Source organism: Mesorhizobium loti, from assembly GCA_014189435.1.
Taxonomy (GTDB): Bacteria; Pseudomonadota; Alphaproteobacteria; order Rhizobiales; family Rhizobiaceae; genus Mesorhizobium; species Mesorhizobium loti_G.
Genome location: CP050293.1, coordinates 2,977,460 through 2,997,449 on the forward strand (window position 1 = coordinate 2,977,460; position 19,990 = coordinate 2,997,449).

Sequence of the window (19,990 nt, forward strand, 5' to 3'; positions counted from 1 at the left end):
AGCTGGCCTCAGACCTTCTTCAACCCCGCCTTGAAGCGCTTGCCGTTGGCAACATAGTGCGCCGCCGAGCCGCGCAACCTTGCCACGGCCGCGTCGTCCAGCACCCTGATTGCCTTGGCAGGTGAGCCGACGATCAGCGAATTGTCCGGGAATTCCTTGCCTTCGGTTACCAGCGCGCCGGCGCCGACCAGGCAATTCCTGCCGATTTTCGCGCCGTTCAGCACGATGGCGCCCATGCCGATCAGGCTGTTGTCGCCGATCGTGCAACCATGCAGGAGGGCGCGGTGGCCGATCGTGCAGCCCTCGCCGATGGTCAGCGGGAAGCCGGGATCGGTGTGCATCACCGTATGCTCCTGCACATTGGTGTCGGCACCGATGATGATGGGCTCATTGTCGCCGCGAATGACGGTGCCGAACCAGAAGCCGGCATTGCGGCCAACGCGCACATCGCCGATCAGGGTCGCATCGGGCGCGATCCAGTTCGAGTCCGCATCCGCGAAGCTGGGCTCCGTTCCATCGATCGCATAGAGCGGCATTCTTTGGTCTCCAGAATCGTCTCAGGCTGGCAATTCGGACCCTAGGAGACGGACCGTCCATGAGGCAATGGCAAGCACGACGACGCCCAGCGCCAAGGACCAGGCAATCGCCGTGCAGCCGCAGGACATCAGCGCCATCATCGAAATGCGGTGCTCGCGCCAGGCATCGACGGCATCGTTGACCAGCATGAAGGGCCCGGCACAAGCAGTGGCGAGCAGCGATCGCAAGACATGTGACGGCGACACATAGGGTTCGGTGAAGGCGACCTTGCGGCCCGACACCAGCTCCATGGCCGATCCGGCCAGCCCGCAGGCCGTCAGCCCAACGACAAAAGCGTAGAGTGTGAGTTCCAGCGGTCCCATCTTAACTTTCCATTTACCATGAAATTGCACAGTCGTTCCATGAAGGCTGCAAAAGCCGTGCCGTGCGATGTGTGCCGCCCAGGGACACCAGTGGCGGCCAGGCGGCCCGAGATCCGAGGACTGAGATGAAGCAGGCAACGCTCGCCAACGGCCCCGAACTCACCGTGGTCGATTCGAGACTGATGAAGCGGGTGTTCTACGGATTTGCGGCGCTGGCCCTGCTGTCGGTGGCGATCAGCCTTGGCGGCAAATGGTTCGGCCATTCGATCGCCATGGCCGGATACACCGACGACGCAACGGTCCACCAGGTGGTGATCGGCAACAATGTCATTGCCGTGCCGGCCAACGCCATCCGTTTCGCCCAGGCCCGGCGCGACGGCATCGCCTCGCGGCTCGACCTCTATCTGCGCTATCCCCGGATGGACGGTTACAGCGAGGCCGCGCGCGACGATTTCAACCATACAGGCGCTGCCAAGAACATCATCTTCCTGTCCTTCGAACAGCAGATGATGTCGCGTGACATGAGTGGTCGCTTCGCGCCGATCTACAGCGCGTTGATCACCCAACCCGGCATTGCGGGGCCCGGCGGCACGACGGTGTACGCATTCAATGAGAAATCAGGCTATCTGAACGAGGTACTGGTTGTCGGCAAGCGCCCCGGCAAGGAGCCGTTCGTGGCCCGCTGCCTGAGCGGGCCGAGTGCCGAGCAATCGCTGGCGCCCTGCGAGCGCGACATCCAGGTCGGCGACGAGCTCAGCCTCACCTATCGCTTTCCAAGGGAGTTTCTGGGTGATTGGCAGGCGCTCGACGCCGCAATCGCCACGGCGGCTGCGCGCATCCTGAAGACAGGACACTAGATTTGCCCTCCCGACAAACAGCGTTGGGCCCGCACCCCAGGTACGACCACAACTGGACTTGGGGATTGGCCAAATAGCCCCTTCCCGCGTGCGCATCCGCATGCCAGCACGTGCAGGCAACAGTTCATCCAACATCGACAATGTAGCTGGAGTATTCACCGACCCCAGTCTCGCAAAATCGCCGGCTAATTTAGATTCGGAGAAAACTCCACATCTTTAGGTTTTTCAGGGTTGGAAGGACCCTCGATCACTGTAACCGTACCCTGAGGGATGTCATCATGAGTCATAGGTAAATCGCCCCCGTGAGGCTTGCTTTCGTCTGCTTCCGATTTGATTTTCCTATCTTCGCGAGCGCTTTCCTGGCGAACTCGCTCGAGGCCCTCAGAGGCAAGGGACTTCCCCAGCTGCTCCATATTTTCCACAAAACGATCTACGCCAGCAGTTTCCGGATCTGTCATCATCGCATTGATCGCAGCTTCTATCATTGTGTCCGCGTCCTTGTGCTGTTCGGCGAACATTGCATATTCCCAAATCCAGCGCCCGATGACATCGTTGCCGACGCTGTTCCCTTCAATTGGCTGTCGCCCCTCAGCGTTCGAGTTGGCAATCGATATCAACAACGCAAGGGTTGCTAAGAGAGGACAGCGCATTCGACTCTGCATGTGTGAGCATATTTCCTAGGGGGAAACTCCCGGATTCCCTTTGCAAGCCGTCATCTCAAATATGGTATTCCAATAGGCTCGATTTTGCTTTGCCGCTTTCTTTGCAGGGTCACGAGCGTCAGCATCCGGCACCATGGTCTCCGCCGCGTAGCAATCCGCTCCGACCCCCTGTGCAACGCAGATAAAAATACCTGGGCTGAAAGGCCGACCGCCGAAGAAGCAATAGTTCTTTACTTGTTCGGCGGGAATTGGTCCGAGCACTTGGTTGTTGCTCTGCCCGCGGCTCTCTTCGACCTCCTGCGCACTAGCGTGTCCCAAGGGGATAACCAAGAGGAACCCGACACTGAAGAGCAGAGCGTGCACAGGAGTCACCTATTTTGCGGCGCGTATCTGGAACACCTTACAGTATGTTTGTCTACGCGTCACTTCTCGTAGCACCAGGCGGCGGATTGTTATTTGTCAACGCCGGTCGAGGCTCACTTCCCAGTTCCCCGCGTTTGTCCTCGAAATTGTATTTGTAATTGGCAATTGTTACAGTGCGACCGAGAAGCCGCGCGACATGAGAAATAGCACCAGTCCGAGATGCTTCGCCTGCCCACCCGTGTGCTTCAATTGATGCAACGGCTGGATCAATCAGTGCGCGCGAGAGACTGTCGCCTATGACTGCGTCCGACTCAAACGGAACGCTCCGAGCCAAAGTAGGTAAAGCGCAAATGGACCCAGCCGCGATAAATATCTTTCACGGTGATCCCCAAAACCAACTATACACTCGGGCCGCACGAACACGCGTCAATCCTTCGTAGAGCCGTATGTGTTGATCGACCTGCATCAAAGCAGGTCCGATCAAGCGCAAGATTGCTGGCTCAGGCCAGATCGATGTCGAGGATCGCCATCGAGAAATTGTAGTCGCCGTCGTCCTCGTCCTTGAAGACGATGCCGAGGAATTCGTCGCCGACATAGACCTCGGCCGAATCGTCCTTGCGCGGCCGTGCCTTGACCTCGATCTTGGGGTTCTGGAAGACGCGCTTGAAATACGCGTCCAGCTTTCTGATTTCGTCCGGCTTCAACAGTCTTCTCCGATCATCGGGCTTGCTCGTTCGAACGCGCTTCTGGCACGTCGACAATGGCGATGTAAAGGCAAGCGGCCTGATAAGACGAGACAACCACCCGCTCATGCAAGCGGCCGGAATCCGGCAGCAGGCGGCGGCCTCGTGAAAATCAGATGTCGAAGCTGACGACCTGATCCATCGTCTGCGACGGCAGAAGCTGGTCCATCTGGCGCGACGGCTGATCGCAGCCGGTCTCGCCGACGACGCGGGCCGGCACGCCGGCAACCGTCTTGTTGTGCGGCACCGGCGACAGCACCACCGAGCCTGCCGCGATCTTCGAGCAATGGCCGATTTCGATGTTGCCGAGGATCTTGGCGCCGGCGCCGATCAGCACGCCGTAGCGAATCTTGGGATGACGGTCGCCGCCGGCCTTGCCGGTGCCGCCCAGCGTCACGCCGTGCAGGATCGACACGTCATCCTCGATGACCGCCGTCTCGCCGACGACAAGGCCGGTGGCGTGGTCGATGAAGATGCCCTTGCCGATGCGGGCGGCCGGGTTGATGTCGGTCTGGAACACCGAGGACGAGCGGCTCTGCAGATAGAGGGCGAAATCCTTGCGGCCCTGGTTCCACAGCCAATGCGCCAGCCTATGGGTCTGGATAGCGTGGAAACCCTTGAAATAGAGCACCGGCATGATGAAGCGGTCGCAGGCCGGATCGCGATCGTAATAGGCCTGGATGTCGACACGCACGGTCGTTGGCCAGTCCTTGTCGTCGGCCAGCATGGACTTGAACGTCTGGCGGATGAGATCGGAGCCGATGTCCTGGTGGTCCAGCCGCTCGGCCAGCCGATGGATAACCGCTTCCTCCAGGCTGTCCTGGTTGAGGATGGTCGAATAGAGGAATGCGGCGAGCAGCGGGTCGCGATTGACCGCCTCCATCGCCTCGTCGCGGATCGAACGCCAGATCGGATCGACCGGCTGCAATGCGCTGTGTCGGGAAATGCTGATGCTGTTCATCGCCGTCTCGTCCTGCGCCCTGCCGGGCTTGCCTGTTGCGCTTGCCTGTTGTCCGGCCGCACATATAAGCCAGATCATAGCACGATTGAACTCAATTTTCCTTAGTGCATTGTCAAATGGATTTGGTTCGCGGGAATTCAAGCAGCCATGGAAACCGAACCCTTGATCGACGACGCGCTGAAAAGCGAGCTCTCGGCGCTTTACCGGGCGCCAGGCCGCCACTACCACAACCTTGCCCATATCGAGGCGATGCTGGCGCTGGCAGGCGACTATCGAGGGTCGCTCGGCGATCCCGAGGCGATCGACGCTGCGATCTGGTTCCACGATGCCATCTATGACAGCAAGGCCAAGGACAACGAGGCGCAAAGCGCTACCCTTGCCGAGAAACGGCTGGCGGGCCGCGCGGATCCTTCACGTCTCAACCGCATCTCGGCGATGATCGTCGCCACCGCCACGCACCAGGTGCCGCCGTTCGACGACGCCACGGCCACACGGGACGCAAGTCTTTTCCTCGACATGGATCTGTCGATCCTGGGTGCCGCGCCGGCTGCCTTCGACGCCTATGAGCGCGCCGTGCGGCGCGAGTATCGTTGGGTGGAAGAGCCGATGTGGCGGGCCGGACGCAGTGCGGTCCTGCAGAGTTTCCTCGCCCGCCCCCACATCTTCCACACGCAAGAATTTCGCCAGCGTTTCGAACCGCAGGCCCGGGAAAACATGACGCGGTCATTGCAGGCCTTGCAAACCCCGTCATGATCTTCACCGGAGGCGCGCTTGCTCTTGGCCCTATCCTGGCACGGGCGTTGCATCGAACAATGCGCTGAGAAACGCCTGAACTAGCGAGCGCTGGGCGTCGGTCTTGCGATAGGCGACGCGGTGTATGGAACTGAACGCATAGGCCCTTGGCTTGATGGCCCGCATGTCTCCGGCGGCGACCCAGGGATCGGCAAAATGGCACGGCAGAAAGCCGATGAAGTTGCCCGACAGGATCAGCATCAACTGCGCTTCCATGTGAACGACCGATGCACTCGCCCTGGGATGGCCGACAAGGTAGAGGTCGTCGAAATGTCGATAGCTGCGCACCGAGAACCGCGCAGCGTCGACGGCGCCTTGATCGATCCTTGAATCGGGCACCGCAAAGAGCGGGTGCCGGCGGCCGCAATAGAGAAGATGCGGTTCGCCGCAATAATCCCGATAGACGACGCCGGGCGCCTTCTGCGACAGCGGCCCGATGACGATGTCGCGGCCGCCATCGGCGACTTGCTGCTCGAGTTCGGACGGCGTGCCCACCGAAAGGTCGATGAACACGTCGGAATCCGGGCCCATGAAGCGGCTGAGAGCGTGCTGGATACCCAGTTCACGGCTGGTGAAGACACCGTCCGACGTTCCGACCCGCAAGCGGCCCGACAGGCTGCCGCTGGCTGCATTGATGCGATGCCCGAAATCGTCAAGGTCACGGAACAGCTTCTGCGCCGCGTCATAGGTCGCCTGTCCGACCTCGGTCAGCCGGAATTGCTTGCGCCCGCGATGGCAGAGCTGGGCGCCGATGCGTTTCTCCAGTTCCGCCAGATGCGTGCTGAGCGTCGGCTGCGACAGGTTGAGGGTGATTTGCGCGGCGGCGAACCCGCCTGAATCGGCCAGCGCCACGAAAACGCGCAGCAGGCGGATATCGATGTTGTCCAGCCGGCGCATGCCAGTCCCCCATGATGCACGGAACGATACATCGACATTATTCGATGTATCGTTCTAAATAAACTCATTTACATCAATGTAAGAAATCGCGAGCCTGCGCGGAACAAAATTGGGGAACAATCATGAAACCGCTACTCGGCACCGCCTTGTCCGCAGCCCTCCTACTCGCCAGTTCGCAGCTCGCCCTCAGCGCCGACCAAATACGCATCCTGGCGCCGACATGGCTGGGATTCGCGCCTGTCCATATCGCCAGCGACCTCGGCTGCTTCACGGCCAAGGGCCTCGACGTCAGCATCAAATTCGAGGACGACCTGACCAACGTCATGGCAGCGATGGCGCGCGGCGACATCGAGATGCAGATGCGCTCGGTCGGCGAATATCAGGGGCGCCCGCGCGATGCCTCGACGCCCGGCATCATCATCGGCACGATCGATGAATCCGTCGGCGGCGACGGCGTCATCACCGACGAGAAGATCAAGTCAGTGGCCGATCTCAAGGGCAAGGTCGTCGCGGCCGAGCCCAACATTCCCTCACGCCTGCTGCTGCAGATGGAGCTGAAGCAGGCCGGTCTGTCGTTGAAGGATCTCCAGATCAAGGACATCGCGACGGCCGATACGGGCGCGGTTTTCGTCGATGAATCGATCGCCGCGATCGCGACCTACGAACCGTTCATGTCGCAGGCGCTGAAGGCCTCGACCCGCCCCGGCGCCCGCATGCTGATCTCGTCCAAGGATCATCGCGGCATCATCATCGACGCGATCATCGCCCGCAACGACGACTTCAAGGCAAACCCGGACAAGTACACAAAATTCCTCGGCTGCATCTATGAGGCGGTCGACTTCATCAAGGCCGAACCGGAAAAATTCGCCGACATGGCATCCAAGCATTTCGGCCTGACGCCTGCCGAAGTGACCGACATCGTCAACTCCAGCCTGTCCTATACGACGCTTGCCGAATCCCTCGCCTATATGGGCAAGCCGGGAGAAAAAGGCACGCTGCACGGAATCTTCGACACGGTGATGGATCTCAACCTGGAGAACGGCGCCGCCGACAACAAACTGGTGGCGGCCGACCAGATCGACAATTCGGCAATCAACAAGGTCCCGGCAAAATAACGGTCGCATAGCCAGGCCGGCAGCCACGTTCGGCGGTCGGCAGCGATGTCGTTCCGGCTTGCCGCCGGTGACCGCCGTTCTTTCGATCATCCGGGGATAGTGATTTGTTCAGCAGCCTGTTTGTCTTCCGCGGTCGCGCGTCGCCTATGCTGGAGTTCGCCGTCAGCGTCGCGGCGGCCGTGCTCGTCATTGCCCTGTGGGAGCTGGCGGCGCGCGCGGGCATCATTGCGCCACAGTTCCTGCCGTCGCCGAGCCGCGTTGTCATCGCCCTGTGGACAATGCTGACCGAGCAAAACCTGCTCTGGCACGTCGCGGTTTCGACCACCCGTGTCTGGATTGCCTTCCTGCTGGCCGCCGTCATGGCGATCCCCATCGGCATCATGATGAGCAGCTACCGGATCGTCGGCGCCGCCCTGGAGCCGATGATCGATTTCATCCGCTATCTGCCCGTTCCCGCACTCGTGCCGCTGTCCATCATCTGGTTCGGCGTCGGCGAGGAAACCAAGATCTTCCTGCTCTGGCTGGGCACGTTCTTCCAGCTCGTGCTGCTGGTCGCCGACGACATGCGGCGCGTGCCGCAGGAGTTCGTCGAGGTCGCCCGCACCGTCGGCGCCAATTCGAGGCAGGTCATGATCGACGTCGCCCTGCGCTGGATGGGGCCGACGCTGCTCGACAATCTGCGCATCACCCTTGGCTGGTGCTGGACCTATCTGATCATCGCCGAGATCGTCGCCGCCGATTCCGGCATCGGCTATGTGATCTGGACAGCTCGGCGCTTCGTCAAGACGCCGGAAGTCATGGCCGGCGTCGTCGTCATCGGCTTGATCGGCCTGGTCACCGACCAGCTTCTTCGCCTGCTTCACCGCCGGCTGTTCCGGTATCTGTGAGGGCATGACATGACCGGATACGTTCAATTCGTTGACACGGCCAAGTCCTTCGGCCCCGTCGATGTCGTGCGCAAGACCAGCCTTGGCCTCGACCGCAATTCACTGGTCGTCTTCCTTGGTCCGTCGGGCTGCGGCAAGACCACCTTGATGCGCATGGTCGGCGGCCTCGACGAACCGAGTTCGGGCTCGATCCTGCTTGGTGGGGAAAAGGTCGTCAGGCCGGACCGTCGGCGCGGCATGGTGTTCCAGTCCTATTCGTCGTTTCCTTGGCTGACGGTCAAAAACAACATCGCCTTCGGCATGCGCTACAGGAAGGACCTCGGCGCAGCCGAAAGGGCCGAGCGTATCAGCCACTATCTCAAGCTGTTCGGGCTCGCCGACTTTGCCGACTCCTATCCAAACCGGATCTCGGGAGGCATGCGCCAGCGCGTGGCCATAGCCCGCACGCTCGCCGCGGGTTCGGACGTGCTGTTGATGGACGAGCCGTTCGGCGCCCTCGACGCGCTGACGCGCGAGCGGCTTCAGGTCGAGCTGCGGCAGATCCAGATCCGCGAGGAAAAGACCATCATCTTCGTCACCCATGACGTGGAAGAAGCGGTGTTTCTCGCCGACCGGATCATCCTGTTCTCACGCCGCCCGGCCTCGATCGTCGCCGATATCGACGTGGCGACAGAGCTTGGCCCGGACCGGCCGCTGGAGATCCGGGAAACCCAGAAATTCTTCGAACTGCGCAACAAGGTCCTGCATCTGATCCGCAACGAAACCGGAGTGGCCGTATGAGCCTCTCCTTTTCCGGAAAGACGGTGGTGATCACCGGAGCGAGCCGTGGCATCGGGCTCGGCATCGCCAAGGGCTTCGCCCAGGCCGGCGCCAACCTGCACCTCATTGCCAACGACGCGGCCGTACACGAACGGGCCCATGAATTGGGCGCCATCGGCATGGAGGCCGACATCGCCGACCGCGAGGCGGTCAGGGCGGCACTCGAACCGCTCTCCCGGATCGATGTGCTCATCAACAATGCCGGCCTCGAGCTGATGACGCCGATCACCGACAGCAGCGACGAGGCCGAAGCCGCCTTCCGGCGCATCATCGAGATCAACATCATCGGTACGGCGCTGGTCACCGCGCGCGCCTTGCCGCGCATGCAGGCCGGCGCTTCGATCATCAACACCGCATCGATCTGGGGCCGCGTCGCCGAAGCGCGGTTCGGCGCCTACGTCGCCTCCAAGCACGCCATCATCGGTCTGACGAAAACCTGGGCCAAGGAACTTGGCTCGAGGGGCATTCGCGTCAATGCGGTCTGTCCCGGATGGGTCCGCACGGAGGCATCGATGCGCTCGCTTGGCCGGATGGCCGAGCAAAGCGCCATCAGCGAAGCAGCGCTGCTCGAAGACATCGTCGGCGCGCAAGCCCTGCCCGGCCTGATGGAGCCGGCCGACATGGCCGGCACCTATCTGTTCCTGGCATCTAGCCTCGCGGCCAACATCACCGGGCAGTCGCTCGGCGTCGACAGGGGAGAAGTGCCTTGGTAACCCCGCTGCACGGAAAACGCGCGCTGGTCACCGGCGCGGCCAGCGGCATCGGCCGCGCGACCGCGCTCGCCTTGCGGGACGCCGGAGCCACGGTTCTGGGGTTCGATCTCAAGGCATCCGAAGGCGATATCCCGATCCTTGCCTGCGACCTTGCCAACGAGGCCGACATCATTGCCGCGGTCAGGCAGGGCGCGCAACGGATCGGCGGCTACGACATCCTGGTCAACAATGCCGGCATCCTCCAGGAAGCGCCGCTTGAGGCGATTTCGCTCGACCACGTCGACCGTATGTTCGCCGTCAACGTGCGCGGCGCCATCATCGTGGCGCGGGAAGTCCTGCCGCACCTTCCCAATGGCGGCCGCATCGTCAACATCGCCTCCGAGCTCGCCTATCTCGGCCGAGCGAGCGCCTCGGTCTATTGCGCGACCAAGGCGGCATTGCTCGGCCTGACCCGCTCCTGGGCGCGCGAGCTCGCGCCTCGCATCCTGGTCAACGCCGTGGCGCCGGGGCCGACCGACACGCCGCTTCTCGGCTTCGAGGCGCTGAGCGAGAGCCAGCGCGCGCTTGAAACGACACACCCGTTGGGGCGGATCGGCCGGCCAGATGAGATCGCCTGCGCGGTGGTCTTCCTGGCCGGCCCCGGCGCGACCTTCTTCACCGGACAATGCCTGGGCGCCAATGGTGGCGCGGCGATGCTTTGAAATGAGATGATCATGAAAGACCGAGTTTTCCTCGCTGAACTGCCATGGCCCGAAGCCGAGAAGAGGATCGCCGCCGGCGCCCCCATCTTCCTGCCGCTCGGCGCGACCGAGCAGCACGGCCACCACATGGCGATGAATGTCGATGTCGTGCTTCCCACCGCCATCGCCGAGACGGTGGCTAAGCAGGTCGGCGGCCTCGTCGCGCCGACCATCGCCTACGGCAACCGCTCGCAGCCAAGAACAGGTGGCGGCCCGGCCTTCCCCGGCACGATCAACATCACGGCGCATACGTTTTCGCTGCTGGTCAAGGATGTGATCTGCGATCTCTATCGCCAGAAGGTCCGGCGCATCGTTGTGATCAACGGTCACTACGAGAACATCGGCCCGTCGATCGAGGGCATTGAACTGGCGCTCGACGCCATCGGCCGCGAGCGGGCGGCGGATCTGACGATCCTGCGCATCGACCATTGGGAAATGGTGCGCACAGAGACGCTGGCGAAAGTCTTCCCTGACGGTTACCCCGGCATCGAACTCGAACATGCGAGCGTCATCGAAACCTCGATGATGATGGCGCTGCGCCCCGAGCTCGTCGATCTCGGCAAGGCGCTGCATGACGGTCCCGCGCAGTTCAGGCCCTACGACCGCTATCCCAGGCCGGCGGAGGAAGTGCCACCGTCCGGCGTGCTGTCCTTGACCGAGGGCTCATCGGCGGAAAAGGGCCGGTGGCTGCTCGACGACTGCGAGACCCGCGTTGCGGAAATCGTCAAACGTGAATTTTTCTGAGGTGCCGACACCATGAGCAGCAATTTCTTCCAGCCGATCGACGCTTCCGCCGTTCCTCGCTTCGCCGGACTTTCGACCTTCATGAGACTGCCTGCCGTGGCAAGCGCGGAGGGGCTCGACATCGCGCTCGTCGGCATACCGTGGGACGGTGGCACCACCAACCGCGCCGGTGCACGGCACGGCCCGCGCGAGATCCGCAACCAGTCGAGCCTGATGCGGCGCGCCCATCACGTCTCGGGAACAGAGCCCTTCAGTATCGCCAATGTCGCCGATGTCGGCGATCTCTCGGTCAATCCGATCAACCTCATGGACGGATTGAAGCGCATCGAGGACGGCATCGCGGCGATCGTCGCGGCGGGCGCCATTCCGCTTGCTGCGGGCGGCGATCATCTGACGACGTTGCCGGTGCTGCGCGCCGTGGCCCGCAAGGCGCCCATCGGCATGATCCATTTCGACGCGCATTCCGACACCAACGACCGCTATTTCGGCGACAATCCCTATACGCATGGCACGCCATTCCGCCGCGCCATCGAAGAGGGGCTGCTCGATCCCAAGCGCGTCGTCCAGATCGGCATCCGCGGCTCGATATACGAACCCGGCGAACATGACTGGGCGGTCGCCCAGGGCATCCGCATCATCTACATGGAGGAGTTCGTCAGGCGCGGCGCGGCCAGCGTCATGGAAGAGGCGCGCGGCATCGTCGGAAACACACCCGTCTATGTGACCTTCGACATCGACTGCATCGACCCGTCGATGGCCCCCGGGACCGGTACGCCCGAATTGGGCGGCTTCACCACCCGTGAGGCGCAGGAGATGGTCCGCCTGCTCGACGGATTGAACATTGTCGGCGCCGACGTCGTCGAGGTGGCGCCGCCTTTCGACTTGGGTGGAATGACGGCGCTCGCCGGCGCGACGATGATGTTCGAGCTGCTCTGCGTGATGGCGAAGGCGGTTCAGGCAGCAAGAGCGCCGGACTGAGCAAGCGCCAAATACCCGGCGCGACGACGGCGAGATTTCGCCCCCAACGCGCCGGTGCTGCCACTCCCCCTCGCCGTCCGCTCAGAGCGGATTTTCGGCATAGAACTCCAGCACGCGCTGTTTGAAGGTCTTGTCCCCGACGGCCAGCATATGGTCCCGGCCTTCGATGTGAAAGGCCCTGGCATTCGGCATCAATGCCGCGAGTTCATCGGGCGAACCGCCAATGTCGTCGGTCGTGCCGACGGCGACCAGCGTCGGCTGGGCAATGCGGGCAATATCCTGCTCGCTCAGCAATTCGCGCGACTTGGCGATGCAAGCGGCCAAGGCACGGCGATCACTGCGGGTCTGGTCGGCGAAGGCGCGAAACGACCGGCCGCGCGGATGGCTGGTCGCGGCCGGATCGTCGGCAAGCAGGGCCGCAGCGATCGGATCCCAATCGCCGACACCGTCGATCATGCCGATGCCGAGGCCGCCGAAAACCAGCGTCGCCACCTTGTCCGGATCGGACAGTGCCATGAATGCCGCGATGCGCGCGCCCATCGAATAGCCCATGACCTGGGCGCGCTCGATGCCGAGATGGTCGAGCAAGGCGGCGGCATCCGAGGCCATCTTGACCGGCGTGTAGTCGGCCTCCTCATAGCTCTTGGACGACGAGCCGTGGCCGCGATTGTCGAAGGCAATGGCGCGGTAGCCGGCATCGTTCAGCGTCTTGAACCAGCCGGGCGACACCCAATTGACATAGTGGCTCGAAGCGAAGCCGTGGATCATGAGCACGGGATCGCCCCCGCCCGATGCCGGCTGGCGGTCGAGGAAGGCAAGGTCGAAGCCGTCATGGGTGAAAAACTGCATCAGCGATCCCGCCTGCCCACTCAACCGGCGCCGCCATTGGGTGCGTCGCCATTGTCGGCGGGCGGCATGCTCGGGCCAGACACTGTGCCCACGGCCGGATGGCGCAGCAGGTCGCCATACTCGATGCCGTTCCTGGCGGCCGTGCCGGCCTTGAGTTCGAGCACGAAACGCACCGGCACACCGGGCGAAATAACGGCATCGGATTGCGGCTCGCCGTGCTTGACCGCCCGGATCTTGCCGTCCTGGCCGACAAAGACCAGATCAAGCGGCATCGGCGTGTTGTGCATCCAGAAGCCAACCTGCTGCTGGACCTCGAAGACGAACAGCATGCCGTGGTCGTCCGCCATGTCCTGGCGATACATCAAGCCGGCCTCGCGCTCGGCGGCGGTGTCGGCGACTTCAATGGAAAAGGAGCGATCGCCGCCTTTCGTCACCACGACCAGCGGCGCCGGATCGGCCGGAAGGATCATCGCCCGGCTGTCCGCCGAGGTCGGTTTTTCGGAATAGAAGTAAGCACCGGCGGCGACGGCCACGGCAATTGCGGCGCATATCACACCCGCAGTCAGCCAGTTCCTATGAGCCATTCGAGATCCTCGGCCGGAAATCGTCCTAGTGCGAGACCGGCAAGGTCCCCATATCGGGGTGAATTTCGGCGGCCATAAGGCCTTTGTCGCCGCGTCCGAAACGAACCAGCACGACCTGCCCAGGCCGAAGCTCGGTGATGCCGTAACGGCGCAAGGTCTCCATGTGGACGAAGATGTCCTCGGTGCCCTCGCCACGGGTGAGGAAACCAAACCCCTTGGTGCGGTTGAACCATTTCACCAGGGCGCGTTCGAGACCGCTCTCCGGCGTCACAGCGATATGGGTGCGCTGCTCCTGCATCTCGGCGGGATGAACCGCCGTGGTGACATCCATGGAGAGCACCCGAAAGGCCTGCAATCCGCGGTCGCCATGCTTGACGAGACAGACCACGCGTGCGCCCTCCAGGGCCGTTTGAAAGCCGTCCCTTCGAAGACATGTCACATGGAGGAGAATGTCGCCCGAGATGCCGTCATCCGGGAGGATGAAACCATAACCCTTGGCCACATCGAACCACTTTATGGCGCCGGCTACTTCGAGCAGGTCAGCGGCGTCGCCGCCTTCGTCACGCTGCAAGGCGTCGCCAAGGGTTCCGTCCCGCCCCGTGAAGGAGGCCTTTTCCCCCATAAGAATGCCCCCTTTTTTCAAGAACACCGCAACTGATTCTTGACACCAGATTAACACCGCGGCTTCCGGTGTGTGCAAGACCTGCCGTGCCTTTTTTCACGCTTCATTGGGGGAATACCGGATTTGTTCTTTGCCGGCATTGCGCACTGCCGCATGATTGCCCTTTGAAAGCGCCGACCCTATGTTGCACCGCAACGCAATTATCGAGGAAATCACATGCGCTATCTGCACACCATGGTCCGCGTCGCCGACGTCGATGCCTCGCTCGATTTCTACTGCAACAAGCTCGGCCTCAAGGAAGTGCGCCGCTACGAAAACGAGCAAGGCCGCTTCACGCTGATCTTCCTCGCGGCCTCCGAAGACGAGCAAAGCGGCATCGCCGACAAGGCGCCACTGGTCGAACTGACCTACAATTGGGATCCGGAAGACTACAAGGGCGGGCGCAATTTCGGCCACCTCGCCTATGAGGTCGACGACATCTACGCCACCTGCCAGCATCTGATGGACAATGGCGTCATCATCAACCGGCCACCGCGCGACGGCAACATGGCCTTCATCAGGTCGCCGGACGGCATTTCGATCGAGCTTTTGCAGAAGGGCCCGGCCAAGGCCAAGGCCGAACCGTGGGCTTCGATGGCGAACACCGGAAGCTGGTAGGCTCGACCGGACGCCGGGCGTAAAATTGCCCGGCAGCCTTTGGCATTCGACAAAACGACGCCTATCTGTCGGACTGTCGCGCCGGCCTTGCGCCAGCGCATCGTCAAATGGGCACTTGTCCCCTGGAGAATTCATTCATGCCGACCAGCCATGCCGATGTCGCCACCGAACATGCCAGCCGCTACCTGCAGCAGCTCTGCAAGCACTGGGCGCACAAATTCCCGGTCGAATTCGATCCCAACCATGGCACCATCGATCTCTCAATGGGCCGCACCGTCATGGATGCCGATGCGACCGCGCTTCATATCGCGGTTACGACTGACGAGGGTGGATCGCTCGAGCGCCTGGAAAGCGTCGTCGCCGATCACATCAAGCGTTTTGCTTTCCGCGAAGAACTGACCTTCGACTGGAAGCCCGCTCCGGCGGCCTAGTCAGCGACTTACTTCTCACCGGCCTGAGCGGCCATCGCCAGCAGCGCCTGCACCGAGCGCCAGTTGCGCGCGGTGCCCGGCACTTTCAGCGTGCGCGGGATCAGCCCGGCAAACACCGATTTGCCCAGCCCGTCCGGCGCGCTGAGGTAGAGCACATCGCCCTTGATCTCGAAGCGTTCGGGGCCAGTGCACTTTTCAGCCAGCCGCGCCACCTCATCGGCGGTCGGCTCGCGCTCCAGCACATAGGCGTGCAGCTTGGTGTGGTCCGCGGCAACTTCCGGATAGGGATTTTCGCCCACCAACCGCTCGAACCATGAGAGATCGCGCACCATGATGCGCGAATAAAAACCCCATTTCTTCTCGAAGGCTGCTTCGATCTGTTTCGTCAGCGTCGCCGCGTCGCCCTTGTCAGCCCGGAACACGGCATTGCCGCTCTGCACATAGGTGGCGACATCGGAAAAGCCGAGATCCTCGAAGAACGATCGCAACTCCGCCATCTTGACGATGCGGTTGCCGCCGACATTGATGCCGGAAAACAGCGCAACGAAAATTTTGCAGGCGCCGCTCATATGATGAACCCGGCCAATGTCTCGTTGTCGGTGATGTCCTGATACTGGACGCCCTCGGCCTCGAAATTCGCCTTGAGCAGATCGAAATTGCGGCGGTCCTTGGTTTCGATGCCGATCAGCACCGAACCGAAGTTGCGTGCCGATTTCTTCAGATATTCGAAGCGGGCGATATCGTCGTCGGGCCCGAGCAGTTCGAGGAAGTCGCGCAGCGCGCCTGGCCGCTGCGGGAAGCGGATGATGAAGTACTTCTTCAGGCCCTCGAAGCGCAGCGCCCGCTCCTTGACGTCCGGCAGCCGCTCGAAATCGAAATTGCCGCCTGAAACCACGGCAACGATGGTCTTGCCCCTGATCTCCTTCCTGGAGAAATCCTTGAGCGCATCTATCGCCAGCGCGCCGGCCGGCTCCAGCACGACGCCTTCGACGTTGAGCATCTCGATCATGGTGGCGCACAGCCGGTTTTCCGGGATCAGCCGCACCGTGTCAGCCGGAAAATCCTTGAGATGCCGCAACGGTTCGCGGCCGATCTCAGCCACGGCCGCGCCATCTACGAAATTGTCGACCTTGGCGAGTTTCAGGCGTTTTCCCGCGGCGAGGCTCTCGCGCAGGCTCGGCGCGCCGGCCGGTTCGCAGAAGACGAAGCGTGCTTCCCGGCCCTGATCAGCGAAATAGTGGGTGACGCCGGCAGCAAGCCCACCCCCGCCGACCGGCAGCATGATGATATCGGGCATGCGGGCGCCCGGCATCTGGTCCGCGATCTCATAGGCAACGGTTGCCTGGCCCTCGATGATGTCCTTGTGGTCGAAGGGCGGCACCATATGGGCGCCAGAGCTTTCGGTGAATTCGAAGGCGGCGCGATAGCAGTCGTCGAAAAAGTCGCCGACCAGCCTGATCTCGATGAAATCGCCGCCGAACAGCCTGGTCTTGTCGATCTTCTGCTGCGGCGTCGTCACCGGCATGAACACAACGCCTCGTCTGCCGAAATGGCGACAGACGAACGCAAAGCCTTGCGCATGGTTGCCGGCGGACGCGCAGACGAACAGTTCGGCCTCGTTGCCGGCCGCCAGTGTCTTGCGGAAGAAGTTGAAGGCGCCACGGATCTTGTAGGAGCGGACCGGCGACAGATCCTCGCGCTTCAACAGCACCCGCGCTCCGGTCTTTTTCGACAGATAGTCGTTTTCCTGCAGCGGCGTTTCCGGGAAGATCTGGCGGATCGCGGCGGCGGCGGCAGCGACACGGGAAGAGAAACTGTTCATCGCAAACCACCTCGCGCCGCATGTCGTGTGCGGACCTCTATCATTGTTCGGGCCGCGCGCCGGCTTTGTGGCGCGCCCGGCCTTCGCGCAGCCGGCTCAGCCTATTGCATATCCGTCCTCGCGGCGCCATTGTCCGCCCATTCATGCTCTCCCGTAACGGGCATTCGTAAAACCCCTGCAAACACTTGGAGGCGTTTGTTCATGCCCGCGGCATCGGTCGGCCTGAAATCCATGTCCTTGCCGGAATCGCCGAGCTGACGGTGAAGCCGCTCGTTGCGCCACCACGCAGGCGTTTCTCCCGCCATTTTGGCTTTCGCGCAACAGTGCGACGGCTGTAACCGGGCGCTGGTCACATTTCGACTGGACACGACTTAGTTCTGCCGCACTCTCCCTGTCCGGGAGGTGTCGCGGGGGTAGACAGGCCTTTCGGCCGGAGTTGGAATTTCAGGCGTGCCTTTGAAGAAGATCTTTACCGTTGTCCTAGCCTTGTTCGTCGCCGGCTGCGCAGGCTCGCAAACACAGGAACTGCTGGGTAGCGCCATGGTGTCCGCTCCGGTGACGGAGATCGCAGGCAATCACAGCATCTTCATCGCCACGACGCGCAAGAAGTCCGACGATCCCAACAAGGTTTTCGACGGCGAGCGCTCGGCCACGCTGAACTACGCCCGCGTCAACGTCACCGTCCCGGGGCTCCACCAGACCGGCCAGATCGAGCGGCGCTCGCGCGGCAAGTCGGACGACCCGGCGAAATATTTCATGGCTTCGGAAGTCGTCGGCTACGACACACAACCGAAATTCTCCAGCGCGCTCAACGCCGACATCGCGGCGCGTGGCGGCCGCGTCATGGTCTTCGTGCATGGCTACAACACCGGCTTCGACGCCGCCGTCTATCGCCTGACCCAGATCGTCCATGATTCCGGCTATCCCGGCACGCCTGTGCTGTTTTCCTGGGCATCGGGCGCCAGGACCACCGATTATGTCTATGACAAGGAAAGCGCCAGTGCTGCCCGCGACCAGCTGGAAGTGACGCTCAGGATGCTGGAGCAGTCGGGCGCCCGGCGCATCGACATCGTCGCGCATTCGCTCGGAACCTGGGTCACCATGGAAACGCTGCGCCAGATGGCCATCACCGGCGACCGCGATCTCGGCGGCAAGCTGGGCGACGTGGTGTTGGCCTCGCCCGACATCGATGTCGACGTGTTCAAGAGCCAGATGCGGCGCTACGGCAAGCCCGACAAGCCGTTCATCCTGCTGTTGTCCGACGACGATCGGGCGCTCAGGCTCTCCGGCCTGATCGCCGGTTCGCGGCCGCGCGTCGGCGACTACAAGGATGCCGCCGACCTTGCCTCCTACGGCGTGACGGTCGTCGACCTCTCCAAGGTCAAGGGATCGGACAGCTTCAACCATACGAAATTCGCCGACAATCCGACGCTGGTGAAGATGATCGGCCAGCGGCTGCGCGAGGATGACGGCTTTGCCAGCGACCGTGACGTGACGGATCGCATCGGCCTGCTTGGACAATAGATGCGGTCTCGCGGTTTTCGCCGTGCCTGTTCACCATCGCGGACGTATGGACTCACTTTGAACTGGACCGCGTCGGCCTCTGGCTTTATCGGAATAGCCAGCGACGTCATGCGTTTGACGTCCCCCTTCGCGGGAGCCAGCGTGTGACCGTGCGTTCGAAGAGTTACCTCGTCGTTGCATTCGCGCTCGCTGTCACCGGCTGCGCCGGCGGGAATACGCATGACCTGCTCAACAAGACGACGGTCTCGGTGCCCGCTTCCGACATCGCGGCCACGCATGAGATCTTCGTCGCCACGACACGCCAGAGGGCAACCAAGGAACCGCGACAGGTGTTCGACGGCGATCGCTCGCTGACCACCAGCTTTGCCCGTGTCGACGTCACCGTTCCAAAAAGCCATCAGGTCGGCGCCATCGAGCGGGCCAAGGGATCGGCAAACAGCAATCCGGCCAAGGATTTTACCGCCAAGGATGTCACCTTCTACGAAGGCGCGCCGCAGTTCGCCAAGGCGGTCGGCGCCGACATCTCCATGCGCGGCGACCGTGCGCTGGTTTTCGTGCACGGCTTCAACAACGGGTTCGATGACGGCATTTATCGCGTGACGCAGATTGTCCACGACACCAAATATCCGGGCACGGCGGTGCTGTTTTCCTGGGCCTCGAGCGCCAAGACGACGGGCTATCTCTATGATAAGGACAGCGCCACAGCAGCCCGCGACGACCTTGAAGCGACGCTGCGGATGCTTGCCAAGACCAAGGTCAAGAGCATCGACATCATCGCGCACTCGATGGGAAACTGGGTGACGATGGAGGCCCTGCGCCAGCTTTCGATCACCGGCGACCGCGACCTCGGCGGCAAGCTGGGTTACGTCATCCTCGCCTCGCCGGACATCGATGTCGATGTCTTCAAGAAGCAGATGATCCGCTACGGCAAACCCACCAGGCCTTTCGCCATCCTGCTTTCAGGCGACGACCGGGCTTTGAAACTCTCGTCTTTCATCTCCGGCGACAAGCCGCGGGTCGGCGACTATGGCAACGCGGCGGACCTTGCCGCCTATGGCGTGTCGGTGGTCGACCTGACCAAGACCAAGGGCGGCGACCAGCTGAACCACGCCAAGTTCGCCGACAACCCGTTCCTCGTGCAACTGCTCGGCGACCGGCTGCGGGCGCCGGCCGGCCTCGCCTCGGACGAACCTGATCCGACACAGCTCAACAATCTCGGCCAAGGCCTCGGCAAGGCCGTCGGCTCGGTCGCCGAGATCGTCATCACGACGCCATTCAAGGTGCTGACCATCGCCACCGGTGGATGAATGCCATCAACAGGCGCCAGGATT

At 62.4% G+C, this 19,990-nt stretch carries 25 protein-coding genes; 13 read left to right on the forward strand and 12 right to left on the reverse strand.

The genetic code is table 11. The features are described from left to right. Window positions 1–8: 8 nt before the first annotated feature. Together HB777_14555 and HB777_14560 are read right to left on the reverse strand one after the other, a co-directional pair. A complete protein-coding gene (locus HB777_14555) occupies window positions 9–536 on the reverse strand; it encodes a gamma carbonic anhydrase family protein (GenBank protein ID QND64984.1) in 528 nt (175 codons plus the stop codon). A 21-nt stretch (window positions 537–557) separates the two neighbouring features. Then, entirely contained in the window at window positions 558–899 is a 342-nt protein-coding gene (locus HB777_14560; GenBank protein QND64985.1) for a hypothetical protein, read from the reverse strand. 125 nt (window positions 900–1,024) lie between these two features. Here HB777_14560 and HB777_14565 point away from each other — a divergent pair, with 125 nt between their 5' ends. Continuing rightward, a complete protein-coding gene (locus HB777_14565) occupies window positions 1,025–1,756 on the forward strand; it encodes a hypothetical protein (GenBank protein QND64986.1) in 732 nt (243 codons plus the stop codon). Between the two features lie 185 nt (window positions 1,757–1,941). Here the strand turns inward: HB777_14565 and HB777_14570 are convergent, their stop codons facing one another. The 3 genes from HB777_14570 to cysE all read right to left on the reverse strand — a co-directional run bounded on the left by HB777_14570 (window position 1,942) and on the right by cysE (window position 4,485). Continuing rightward, window positions 1,942–2,406 carry a hypothetical protein gene (locus HB777_14570; GenBank protein ID QND64987.1) on the reverse strand — a complete coding sequence of 155 codons (465 nt, stop codon included), beginning with the start codon at window positions 2,404–2,406 and terminating at the stop codon, window positions 1,942–1,944. A gap of 875 nt (window positions 2,407–3,281) precedes the next feature. Next, window positions 3,282–3,485 carry a DUF3126 family protein gene (locus HB777_14575; GenBank protein QND64988.1) on the reverse strand — a complete coding sequence of 68 codons (204 nt, stop codon included), beginning with the start codon at window positions 3,483–3,485 and terminating at the stop codon, window positions 3,282–3,284. A gap of 151 nt (window positions 3,486–3,636) precedes the next feature. Next, a complete protein-coding gene (gene cysE, locus HB777_14580; GenBank protein ID QND64989.1) occupies window positions 3,637–4,485 on the reverse strand; it encodes a serine O-acetyltransferase in 849 nt (282 codons plus the stop codon). Window positions 4,486–4,632: 147 nt separating this feature from the next. On the opposite strand from cysE, the gene HB777_14585 reads away from it, so the two are divergent. After that, window positions 4,633–5,238 (forward strand): hypothetical protein, encoded by a 606-nt coding sequence (locus HB777_14585; GenBank protein ID QND64990.1) that lies wholly within the window; start codon window positions 4,633–4,635, stop codon window positions 5,236–5,238. Window positions 5,239–5,268: 30 nt separating this feature from the next. On the opposite strand, the gene HB777_14590 is transcribed toward HB777_14585, so the two are convergent. Continuing rightward, window positions 5,269–6,174, reverse strand: coding sequence for a LysR family transcriptional regulator (locus tag HB777_14590; GenBank protein ID QND64991.1), 906 nt, complete (start codon window positions 6,172–6,174; stop codon window positions 5,269–5,271). Between the two features lie 122 nt (window positions 6,175–6,296). Between HB777_14590 and HB777_14595 the strand changes: the two genes are divergently transcribed. From HB777_14595 to speB, 7 genes are all read left to right on the forward strand, one after another. Next, window positions 6,297–7,289, forward strand: a complete 993-nt coding sequence (locus HB777_14595) for an ABC transporter substrate-binding protein (protein QND64992.1) — start codon at window positions 6,297–6,299, stop codon at window positions 7,287–7,289. Window positions 7,290–7,435: 146 nt separating this feature from the next. Further along, window positions 7,436–8,176, forward strand: a complete 741-nt coding sequence (locus HB777_14600; GenBank protein QND68777.1) for an ABC transporter permease — start codon at window positions 7,436–7,438, stop codon at window positions 8,174–8,176. Window positions 8,177–8,185: 9 nt separating this feature from the next. Then, window positions 8,186–8,956, forward strand: coding sequence for an ABC transporter ATP-binding protein (locus tag HB777_14605; GenBank protein QND64993.1), 771 nt, complete (start codon window positions 8,186–8,188; stop codon window positions 8,954–8,956). Further along, the gene (locus HB777_14610; GenBank protein QND64994.1) at window positions 8,953–9,708 is read left to right on the forward strand and encodes an SDR family oxidoreductase; all 756 of its coding nucleotides are present in this window, start codon (window positions 8,953–8,955) and stop codon (window positions 9,706–9,708) included. The genes HB777_14605 and HB777_14610 overlap by 4 nt, the downstream gene beginning before the upstream one ends. Continuing rightward, window positions 9,702–10,409 (forward strand): SDR family oxidoreductase, encoded by a 708-nt coding sequence (locus HB777_14615; protein QND64995.1) that lies wholly within the window; start codon window positions 9,702–9,704, stop codon window positions 10,407–10,409. Before HB777_14610 ends, HB777_14615 begins: the two co-directional genes overlap by 7 nt. Before the next feature lie 12 nt (window positions 10,410–10,421). Beyond that, window positions 10,422–11,192 (forward strand): creatininase, encoded by a 771-nt coding sequence (locus HB777_14620; protein QND64996.1) that lies wholly within the window; start codon window positions 10,422–10,424, stop codon window positions 11,190–11,192. Between the two features lie 12 nt (window positions 11,193–11,204). Further along, complete coding sequence (gene speB / locus HB777_14625) at window positions 11,205–12,170, forward strand: agmatinase (protein ID QND64997.1); 966 nt, start codon at window positions 11,205–11,207, stop codon at window positions 12,168–12,170. An 81-nt stretch (window positions 12,171–12,251) separates the two neighbouring features. On the opposite strand, the gene HB777_14630 is transcribed toward speB, so the two are convergent. Genes HB777_14630 through HB777_14640 form a run of 3 tightly spaced genes read right to left on the reverse strand, consistent with a single transcriptional unit; the run spans window position 12,252 to window position 14,225 of the window. Next, complete coding sequence (locus HB777_14630) at window positions 12,252–13,019, reverse strand: alpha/beta hydrolase (protein ID QND64998.1); 768 nt, start codon at window positions 13,017–13,019, stop codon at window positions 12,252–12,254. A 20-nt stretch (window positions 13,020–13,039) separates the two neighbouring features. Next, window positions 13,040–13,603, reverse strand: coding sequence for a DUF192 domain-containing protein (locus HB777_14635; protein QND64999.1), 564 nt, complete (start codon window positions 13,601–13,603; stop codon window positions 13,040–13,042). Between the two features lie 25 nt (window positions 13,604–13,628). Next, a complete protein-coding gene (locus HB777_14640) occupies window positions 13,629–14,225 on the reverse strand; it encodes a cold shock domain-containing protein (protein QND68778.1) in 597 nt (198 codons plus the stop codon). Window positions 14,226–14,441: 216 nt separating this feature from the next. Between HB777_14640 and HB777_14645 the strand changes: the two genes are divergently transcribed. Together HB777_14645 and HB777_14650 are read left to right on the forward strand one after the other, a co-directional pair. Further along, window positions 14,442–14,882 (forward strand): lactoylglutathione lyase, encoded by a 441-nt coding sequence (locus HB777_14645; protein ID QND65000.1) that lies wholly within the window; start codon window positions 14,442–14,444, stop codon window positions 14,880–14,882. Between the two features lie 137 nt (window positions 14,883–15,019). Next, window positions 15,020–15,313 (forward strand): DUF2218 domain-containing protein, encoded by a 294-nt coding sequence (locus HB777_14650; protein ID QND65001.1) that lies wholly within the window; start codon window positions 15,020–15,022, stop codon window positions 15,311–15,313. An 8-nt stretch (window positions 15,314–15,321) separates the two neighbouring features. On the opposite strand, the gene HB777_14655 is transcribed toward HB777_14650, so the two are convergent. The 3 genes from HB777_14655 to HB777_14665 form a co-directional block, all read right to left on the reverse strand. After that, the gene (locus HB777_14655) at window positions 15,322–15,882 is read right to left on the reverse strand and encodes a DUF1697 domain-containing protein (GenBank protein ID QND65002.1); all 561 of its coding nucleotides are present in this window, start codon (window positions 15,880–15,882) and stop codon (window positions 15,322–15,324) included. Continuing rightward, window positions 15,879–17,135: a threonine ammonia-lyase IlvA gene (gene ilvA / locus HB777_14660; protein QND65003.1), complete on the reverse strand. Its 1,257-nt coding sequence runs from the start codon at window positions 17,133–17,135 to the stop codon at window positions 15,879–15,881. The genes HB777_14655 and ilvA overlap by 4 nt, the downstream gene beginning before the upstream one ends. 101 nt (window positions 17,136–17,236) lie before the next feature. Continuing rightward, entirely contained in the window at window positions 17,237–17,440 is a 204-nt protein-coding gene (locus HB777_14665; protein QND65004.1) for a hypothetical protein, read from the reverse strand. Between the two features lie 145 nt (window positions 17,441–17,585). Here HB777_14665 and HB777_14670 point away from each other — a divergent pair, with 145 nt between their 5' ends. Together HB777_14670 and HB777_14675 are read left to right on the forward strand one after the other, a co-directional pair. Continuing rightward, the gene (locus HB777_14670) at window positions 17,586–18,659 is read left to right on the forward strand and encodes an alpha/beta hydrolase (protein ID QND65005.1); all 1,074 of its coding nucleotides are present in this window, start codon (window positions 17,586–17,588) and stop codon (window positions 18,657–18,659) included. Between the two features lie 143 nt (window positions 18,660–18,802). Continuing rightward, entirely contained in the window at window positions 18,803–19,966 is a 1,164-nt protein-coding gene (locus HB777_14675) for an alpha/beta hydrolase (GenBank protein ID QND65006.1), read from the forward strand. The last annotated feature ends 24 nt before the right edge of the window (window positions 19,967–19,990 follow it).

What these genes read in the sequence shown, in the direction of transcription:
- HB777_14555 (QND64984.1), bottom strand. Translation starts at nt 536, where the DNA reads ATGCCGCTCTATGCGATCGATGGAACGGAGCCCAGCTTCGCGGATGCG.
- HB777_14560 (QND64985.1), bottom strand. Translation starts at nt 899, where the DNA reads ATGGGACCGCTGGAACTCACACTCTACGCTTTTGTCGTTGGGCTGACG.
- HB777_14565 (QND64986.1), top strand. Translation starts at nt 1,025, where the DNA reads ATGAAGCAGGCAACGCTCGCCAACGGCCCCGAACTCACCGTGGTCGAT.
- HB777_14570 (QND64987.1), bottom strand. Translation starts at nt 2,406, where the DNA reads ATGCGCTGTCCTCTCTTAGCAACCCTTGCGTTGTTGATATCGATTGCC.
- cysE (QND64989.1), bottom strand. Translation starts at nt 4,485, where the DNA reads ATGAACAGCATCAGCATTTCCCGACACAGCGCATTGCAGCCGGTCGAT.
- HB777_14585 (QND64990.1), top strand. Translation starts at nt 4,633, where the DNA reads ATGGAAACCGAACCCTTGATCGACGACGCGCTGAAAAGCGAGCTCTCG.
- HB777_14590 (QND64991.1), bottom strand. Translation starts at nt 6,174, where the DNA reads ATGCGCCGGCTGGACAACATCGATATCCGCCTGCTGCGCGTTTTCGTG.
- HB777_14595 (QND64992.1), top strand. Translation starts at nt 6,297, where the DNA reads ATGAAACCGCTACTCGGCACCGCCTTGTCCGCAGCCCTCCTACTCGCC.
- HB777_14600 (QND68777.1), top strand. Translation starts at nt 7,436, where the DNA reads ATGCTGGAGTTCGCCGTCAGCGTCGCGGCGGCCGTGCTCGTCATTGCC.
- HB777_14605 (QND64993.1), top strand. Translation starts at nt 8,186, where the DNA reads ATGACCGGATACGTTCAATTCGTTGACACGGCCAAGTCCTTCGGCCCC.
- HB777_14610 (QND64994.1), top strand. Translation starts at nt 8,953, where the DNA reads ATGAGCCTCTCCTTTTCCGGAAAGACGGTGGTGATCACCGGAGCGAGC.
- HB777_14620 (QND64996.1), top strand. Translation starts at nt 10,422, where the DNA reads ATGAAAGACCGAGTTTTCCTCGCTGAACTGCCATGGCCCGAAGCCGAG.
- speB (QND64997.1), top strand. Translation starts at nt 11,205, where the DNA reads ATGAGCAGCAATTTCTTCCAGCCGATCGACGCTTCCGCCGTTCCTCGC.
- HB777_14630 (QND64998.1), bottom strand. Translation starts at nt 13,019, where the DNA reads ATGCAGTTTTTCACCCATGACGGCTTCGACCTTGCCTTCCTCGACCGC.
- HB777_14635 (QND64999.1), bottom strand. Translation starts at nt 13,603, where the DNA reads ATGGCTCATAGGAACTGGCTGACTGCGGGTGTGATATGCGCCGCAATT.
- HB777_14640 (QND68778.1), bottom strand. Translation starts at nt 14,225, where the DNA reads ATGGGGGAAAAGGCCTCCTTCACGGGGCGGGACGGAACCCTTGGCGAC.
- HB777_14645 (QND65000.1), top strand. Translation starts at nt 14,442, where the DNA reads ATGCGCTATCTGCACACCATGGTCCGCGTCGCCGACGTCGATGCCTCG.
- HB777_14650 (QND65001.1), top strand. Translation starts at nt 15,020, where the DNA reads ATGCCGACCAGCCATGCCGATGTCGCCACCGAACATGCCAGCCGCTAC.
- HB777_14655 (QND65002.1), bottom strand. Translation starts at nt 15,882, where the DNA reads ATGAGCGGCGCCTGCAAAATTTTCGTTGCGCTGTTTTCCGGCATCAAT.
- ilvA (QND65003.1), bottom strand. Translation starts at nt 17,135, where the DNA reads ATGAACAGTTTCTCTTCCCGTGTCGCTGCCGCCGCCGCCGCGATCCGC.
- HB777_14665 (QND65004.1), bottom strand. Translation starts at nt 17,440, where the DNA reads ATGGCGGGAGAAACGCCTGCGTGGTGGCGCAACGAGCGGCTTCACCGT.